We start from the raw sequence: 7698 nt of genomic DNA, 5'->3' as shown, positions 1-7698 counted from the left end.
CCTTTTAGGGGCGCGGGGAACTGCGCAATCTTTTTGGCGGTCACTGAAACTAGTTTCTACCCCTTGCAAGGCTCTTGCAGAAAGCGTTTCGGCGGGGATAGCGTCACGCCGATCCCATCGCAAGGAGTCAGGCCTGTGATACCGAGACGGACCGCGGCCCTCACCGCCGCAGCCCTCGCCGCCGCGCTCGTCCAGCCCCTCGCCGCCGGCGCGGCAACCCCACCCGCGCCCCCCTCGGACGCGGCCCTGGCGAAGACGCCCGCCCGCAACGACCTCACCCGCGAGCAGTTCTACTTCGTCCTCCCGGACCGGTTCGCCAACGGCGACACCGCCAACGACAAGGGCGGCCTCACCGGCTCCCGGCTCGCCACCGGTTACGACCCCACCGACAAGGGTTTCTACCAGGGCGGCGACCTCAAGGGCCTGACGAAGAAGCTCGACTACATCAAGGACCTCGGCACGACGGCCATCTGGCTGGCGCCGATCTTCAAGAACCAGCCCGTGCAGGGCACCGGCGCCGACGCCTCGGCCGGCTACCACGGGTACTGGATCACCGACTTCACGCAGGTCGACCCGCACTTCGGCACGAACGCCGACCTGGAGCGGCTGATCGACAAGGCCCACGGCAAGGGCATGAAGGTCTTCTTCGACGTCATCACCAACCACACGGCCGACGTCGTCGACTACGAGGAGAAGTCCTACTCCTACCTCTCCAAGGGCGCCTTCCCGTATCTGACGAAGGACGGTGCTCCCTTCGACGACACCGACTACGCGGACGGGGAACGGAAGTTCCCGGCGGTCGGCGGCGGTTCCTTCCCGCGCACGCCCGTCGTGGCCGCCGCGAAGAAGAACGCCAAGGTGCCGTCGTGGCTCAACGACCCGTCGATGTACCACAACCGCGGTGACTCGACCTTCGCCGGCGAGAGCTCCGAGCAGGGCGACTTCTCCGGGCTCGACGACCTGTGGACCGAGCGTCCCGAGGTCGTCACCGGCATGGAGAAGATCTACCAGCGGTGGGTACGGGACTTCGACATCGACGGCTTCCGGATCGACACCGTGAAGCACGTCAACATGGAGTTCTGGACCCAGTGGGCGACCGCGCTCGACGCGTACGCGGCCCAGCGCGGCCGTGACGACTTCTTCATGTTCGGCGAGGTGTACTCGGCGGACACGTCGATCACCTCCCCGTACGTCACCGAGGGCCGTCTCGACTCCACGCTGGACTTCCCCTTCCAGGACGCGGCACGGGCGTACGCCTCCCAGGGCGGCAGCGCGCAGCGGCTGGCCTCGGTCTTCGGCGACGACTACAAGTACACGACGGACAAGGCCAACGCGTACGAGCAGGTCACCTTCCTCGGCAACCACGACATGGGCCGCATCGGCACGTTCCTCAAGCAGGACGACCCCGGCGCGTCCGACGCCGAGCTGGTGAAGAAGGCCGAGCTGGCCAACGAGCTGATGTTCCTCGGCCGCGGCAACCCCGTCGTCTACTACGGCGACGAGCAGGGTTTCACCGGCGCGGGCGGTGACAAGGACGCCCGCCAGCCCCTGTTCGCGTCGAAGACGGCCGACTACCTGGACGACGACCAGCTCGGCACCGACCGCACCCACGCCGAGGACGCGTACGACACGAGCGCGCCCCTGTACCGGCATATCGCCGCGCTGGCGAAGCTCCGCAAGGCCAATCCGGCCCTCGCGGACGGCGTGCAGACGGAGCGGTACGCGGCCGACGGCGCCGGCGTCTACGCCTTCTCCCGCACCGACGCGAAGACCGGTGTCGAGTACGTCGTCGCCGTGAACAACGCGGGCGAGGCCAGGAGCGCCACCTTCGCGACCGGTTCGGCGGGCATGACCTTCCGCGGGATCTACGGCACGGAGAAGTCGCTGAGGAGCGGGTCCGACCGGAAGGTCGCCGTGACCGTGCCGGCCGGGTCGTCGGTTGTCTACAAGGCCGCCGGGCGGCTCGCCCCGCCCGCCGCCAAGCCCGCCGTCACGCTCAAGGCCCCCGCCGCCGGCGCCACCGGCACCGTCGAGATCACTGCCGACGTCGACGGGGGACAGCTCGACCGGGTCGTCTTCGCCGCCCAGGTGGGCAGCGGGAAATGGCGGACGCTCGGGTCCGCCGACCACGCGCCGTACAAGGTCACCCAGGTGGTCGGGAAGGACGTGCCCGCCGGAACCGTCCTGCGCTACAAGGCCGTCGTCGTCGACCCGGTCGGGCGCACCGCGAGTGCGACGGCCGCCTCCACCACCGGCACCCCGCCCGCCGAGGAGGTGCCGACCGCCTCCTCGCGCGACTACGCGGTCGTCCACTACAAGCGTGCGGACGGCGACTACACCGACTGGCGGCTCTACGCCTGGGGCGACCTCGCCGAGGGGGAGGAGACCACCTGGCCGGACGGGCACGACTTCGTCGGCCGGGACGCCTACGGGGCCTTCGCGTACGTCAAGCTCAAGCCGGGTGCCTCCGCGGTGAACTTCCTCGTCATCGACAAGGACGGCACCAAGGACGTCTCCGCCGACCGCACGATCGACGTCACCAAGACGGGCGAGGTCTGGGTCGAGCAGGGCAAGGAGGCCGTACGGACCGAGAAGCCGGCCGCCGACTACCCGGCTCCGGACAAGACCAAGGCGGTCCTCCACTACCACCGGGCCGACGGCAAGTACGACGGCTGGGGTCTGCACACCTGGACCGGCGCCGCGAACCCCACGGACTGGTCGAAGCCCCTGGAGCCGGTACGGACCGACGCGTACGGAGCCGTCTACGAGGTGCCGCTCGCCGAGGGCGCCACCAGCCTCAGCTACATCCTCCACAAGGGCGACGAGAAGGACCTCCCCACCGACCAGTCGCTCGACCTCACCGCGAACGGCCACGAGGTGTGGATGCTGGGCGGCCAGGAGAAGTACCTCCTGCCGCAGCCCGCGGGCAGCGCCGCCGCACTCGACCTGACCACCTCCAAGGCGGTCTGGATCGACCGGAACACCGTCGCCTGGAACGGCGACGAGAGCGCCGCGTCGACCCAGTTGCTGTACTCCCGCAAGGGAAGCATCAAGGCGGAGAACGGCACGCTCACCAGCACCGACGAGCGCTGGCTGCGGCTGGGGAAGACCTCCCTGACCGACGCCCAGAAAGCCGCGTACCCGCATCTCAAGGAGTACAGTGCCTGGACCGTCGACCCGCGCGACCGCGACCGGGTGCGCGAGGCCCTGAGCGGCCAGCTCGTCGCCTCCCAGCGGGCTGCTGGGGGCACCTCCCAGGCATTCGGCTCTGGGGGAGGGGCCGTGCTCGCGGCGACGGGCGTGCAGATCGCGGGCGTGCTCGACGACGTGTACGGGACGGCCGCGACGAAGGCGGATCTCGGTCCGACGTTCCGCGGCGGGCGGCCCACGCTGGCCGTCTGGGCGCCGACCGCCCAGGGCGTCTCGCTGGAGATCGGTGGCGCCACCGTTCCCATGAAGCGGGACTCCGCCTCCGGGGTCTGGTCCGTCACCGGGCCCGGGTCCTGGAAGAACAAGCCCTACCGGTACGTCGTCAACGTGTGGGCGCCCAGCGTCCGCCAGGTCGTCACCAACAAGGTCACCGACCCCTACTCGGTCGCCCTCACCGCGAACTCCGAGCGCAGCCTCGTCGTCGACCTGGACGACAAGTCCCTCGCCCCCGGCGGCTGGTCGGGCCTGAAGAAGCCGAAGGCCGTACCGCTGAAGGACGCGCAGATCCAGGAACTGCACATCCGTGACTTCTCCGTCGAGGACACCACCGTCCCGGCGAAGGACAAGGGCACCTACCGCGCCTTCACCGACAAGGACAGCGCGGGCTCCCAGCACCTCAAGAAGCTGGCCGAGGCCGGGACGTCGTACGTCCATCTGCTGCCCGCCTTCGACATCGCCACGATCCCCGAGAAGAAGGCGGACCAGGCGGTCCCCGACTGCGATCTCGGCTCCTACGCGGCCGACTCCGACCAGCAGCAGGAGTGCGTGGCGAAGAGCGCCGCGAAGGACGCCTACAACTGGGGGTACGACCCGTACCACTACACGGTGCCGGAGGGCTCGTACGCCAGTGACCCCGACGGGACGCGCCGCACGGTCGAGTACCGGCAGATGGTGAAGTCGCTCAACGAGGACGGGCTGCGAGTCGTCATGGACGTGGTCTACAACCACACCCCGGCGAGCGGTCAGGCCGACACGAGCGTGCTCGACAAGGTCGTCCCCGGCTACTACCAGCGGCTCCTCGCCGACGGCTCGGTCGCCACCTCCACCTGCTGCGCCAACACGGCACCCGAGAACGCCATGATGGGCAAGCTGGTCGTCGATTCGATCGTCACCTGGGCCAGGGAGTACAAGGTCGACGGATTCCGCTTCGACCTGATGGGCCACCACCCCAAGGCCAACATCCTGGCGGTCAGGAAGGCCCTCGACGCGCTGACCGTCGCCAAGGACGGCGTCGACGGCAAGAAGATCGTCCTCTACGGCGAGGGCTGGAACTTCGGCGAGGTCGCCGACGACGCCCGGTTCGTCCAGGCCACCCAGAAGAACATGGCCGGGACCGGCATCGCCACCTTCTCCGACCGGGCCCGCGACGCCGTACGCGGCGGCGGCCCCTTCGACGAGGACCCCGGCGTGCAGGGCTTCGCGTCCGGCCTCTACACCGACCCCAACGGCAGTGACGACAACGGGAGTACGGCCGAGCAGAAGGCCCGGCTGCTGCACTACCAGGACCTCATCAAGGTCGGACTGTCCGGCAACCTCGCCGACTACACCTTCACCGACACGGCCGGCAAGCAGGTCAAGGGCTCCGAGGTCGACTACAACGGGGCGCCCGCCGGATACGCGGACGCGCCCGGCGACGCCCTCGCCTACGCGGACGCCCACGACAACGAATCACTGTTCGACGCGCTCGCCTTCAAACTGCCCCAGGGCACCTCGGCGGCCGAACGCGCACGGATGCAGGTCCTCGCGATGGCCACGGCCACCCTCTCGCAGGGACCCGCGCTCTCCCAGGCGGGCACCGACCTGCTGCGCTCCAAGTCCCTGGACCGCAACTCCTACGACAGCGGCGACTGGTTCAACGCCATCCACTGGCAGTGCCGCGAGAGCAGCGGCGCGGGCAGCGGCAACGGATTCGGGCGCGGGCTGCCGCCGGCCGCCGACAACGAGTCCAAATGGTCCTACGCCAAGCCCCTCCTGACGTCGGTCGAGGTGGGCTGCCCGCAGATCGAGGGCGCGTCCGCCGCGTACCGCGATCTGCTGCGCATCCGTACGAGTGAAACCGACTTCGGGCTCGGCACCGCCCAACAGGTGCAGTCGAAGCTGTCCTTCCCGCTGTCCGGCAAGGACGAGACACCCGGAGTGATCACGATGGAACTCGGCGACCTCGTCGTCGTCCTCAACGCGACCCCCGGGGCGCAGGAGCAGAAGGTGGCGCAGGCGAAGGGCACGGGGTACGCACTGCACCCCGTCCAGGCCAAGGGCGCGGACACCGTCGTCAAGTCCGCGTCCTACGCGGCGGACTCGGGCACGTTCACCGTTCCCGGACGGACCGTGGCGGTGTTCTCCCGGACCCCCTGACAGGGCACTACATTTGGTGGGGCGGCTCCGGGACCCCGGGCCGCCCCACCGGCCTGTCCGAGGGGTGGCGGATGGACGTCCACGGCAAGCGGACCGACGCGACCGTGCTGCTCGTGGACGACACGGCGGCAGGCCGGTACGCCATGGGCGCCCTGCTGCGCCGCGCCGGACACCAGGTCGTCACGGCCGCCACCGGCAACGAGGCACTCGTCGAACTCGACGCCCGGCTGCGCAGGGGAACCCTCCCCGACGTGGCCCTCGTCGACGTGGAACTCTCCGACATGAACGGCTTCGAACTCTGCCGCAGGATCAAGGCCCGCGCCCACATGGCCGGCCTGCCCGTCGTGCACTTCTCCGCCTCCTCCGTGAGCCCCGCCGACCGCTGCCGGGGCCTTGAGGCGGGCGGGGAGGCCTATCTGGCGGTACCGGCCGAGCCCGAGGAGATCGACGCCGTGGTCCGCGCCGCCGTGCGCTCCGCGCGACTGCGGGCCGACGACCAGGCACTGGCCCGGCGGCTGACCCTCCTGTCGGAGACGATCGTCACCATCCAGGCCGCCCGCACCCTCCAGGAACTCGCCGACGCCGCCGCGGGCGGCACCGCACGGCTCACCGGCGGCCCCGCCGCCGTCTTCTTCCTCGGCCCGGACGACGAGCTGTACCGCGCCCTGTCCCGCGACCGCACCTCGCTCGCACTGCCCGACGAGGGCGCCCACCGGGCCGTGGCCGGGCTGCTCCGGCGGCTCACCCGAGGACAGTCCGGAGTACGGATCACCACGGTGCCCGCGCCGCTGTGGCCCGCCGGGTTCTTCCGGCCCGGCATGGAGCACGACGCCCGGCTGGCGCTCATCCTCACGCAGGAGGGCAAGGCCGCGGTGTGCCTGGCCACGCCCACCCGCGGGATGCGCAGGGTCAACCCGGAGGAGGAGACCCTGGTGGCCCGGCTCGCCCAGGCCACGGCGTACGCCGCCGAACCGCTGCTCATGTACCAGGTCGAACGGCATGTCGCCCTCACCCTCCAGCACAGCTTCCTGCCCCAGCCGCACCGGCTCCCCGAACTGCCGGGCATCGACGTCGCGGTCCGCTACGTGCCCGCCTCGCAGCAGACCGAGATCGGCGGCGACTTCTACGCGGCACTGCGCACCGACGACGGCGTGCTCGTCGCCGTGGGCGACGTCGTCGGGCACTCGCTGGACGCGGCCACCGTCATGGTCGAGATCCGGCACGCGCTGCGCGCCTACTGCGTCGACGAGAGCGACCCGGCCGTGCTGGCCGAGCGCCTCGACAAGATGCTGCGGTACTACCACCCCGGGATCACCACCACGGTCTGCCTGGCCCTGATCGACCCCGCCACCGGGCGCACCCGGATCGCGAACGCCGGCCACATCCCGCCGCTCGTCATCCGCGACACCGGTACGGCCGAGTACGCGAAGGCCGCCGGGCCGCTGCTCGGGATCGGGCTGCCCCATCCGGCGCCGACCGAGTTGTTCCTCGAAGCGGGCGACCGGTTCCTGATGGTGACCGACGGGCTCATCGAGACCCGGGGCACGGATCTGGCGGCCTCCATGGAACACCTCCGTGCGGCGGCCGTCGGCGCGCTGCCCGGTCTGGACGCCCTGTGCGACACGCTCCTGGACTGCTTCGGCCATGAGCGGGAGGACGACATCGCGCTGCTCGCGCTGAAGCTAGGGTGAGGGTTGTTTCCCCCGAACAGGAGTGCCCATGCCGCAGATCACCGTCGACTACTCCGCGTCGCTCGGCGACGCCTTCGACCGGCAGGGGTTCGCTGCCGCGCTGCACGCCGTGGTGGTGGAGACGGCCGCCGCGAAGATCGAGGCGTGCAAGTGCCGGTTCCGGGCCGTGGACGACATCGTCGTCGGCGCCGATGTCACGGGGCACGCGCTGGTGCATGTCGGTCTGGCGCTGCTGCCGGGGCGCTCCGCGGAGGTGAAGTCGGCGTTGACGTCGGGGGCGTTGGAGCTTGTGCGCGCGCATGTGAAGCCGGTGGACGGACTCGTGCTGCACGCGTCCGCGGAGGTCCGCGACCTCGACCCGTCGTACCAGAAGTTCGTGGGCTGACTTCACAGTGCGGCCCGGTGGGGGCCGTTCGCGCAGTTCCCCGCGCCCCTTTAGGGG

Annotated in this window: 3 protein-coding genes; all 3 read left to right on the top strand. The window is 70.4% G+C overall.

Translation table 11 applies throughout. From position 1 onward, the window contains the following. The first annotated feature begins 135 nt into the window (after window positions 1-135). The 3 genes from pulA to ACFWGJ_RS39270 all read left to right on the top strand — a co-directional run bounded on the left by pulA (window position 136) and on the right by ACFWGJ_RS39270 (window position 7641). On the top strand, window positions 136-5565 hold the full coding sequence (gene pulA / locus ACFWGJ_RS39280; RefSeq protein ID WP_387333755.1) for a pullulanase-type alpha-1,6-glucosidase: 5430 nt from the start codon (window positions 136-138) through the stop codon (window positions 5563-5565). Window positions 5566-5636: 71 nt separating this feature from the next. Continuing rightward, window positions 5637-7256: a SpoIIE family protein phosphatase gene (locus ACFWGJ_RS39275; protein ID WP_387333754.1), complete on the top strand. Its 1620-nt coding sequence runs from the start codon at window positions 5637-5639 to the stop codon at window positions 7254-7256. Between the two features lie 28 nt (window positions 7257-7284). Beyond that, entirely contained in the window at window positions 7285-7641 is a 357-nt protein-coding gene (locus tag ACFWGJ_RS39270; RefSeq protein ID WP_387333753.1) for a 5-carboxymethyl-2-hydroxymuconate Delta-isomerase, read from the top strand. Window positions 7642-7698 lie beyond the last annotated feature (57 nt).

The organism is Streptomyces sp. NPDC060205 (genome assembly GCF_042728395.1).
Lineage (GTDB): Bacteria > Actinomycetota > Actinomycetes > Streptomycetales > Streptomycetaceae > Streptomyces.
This window is presented reverse-complemented; position numbering and strand designations above follow the sequence as displayed.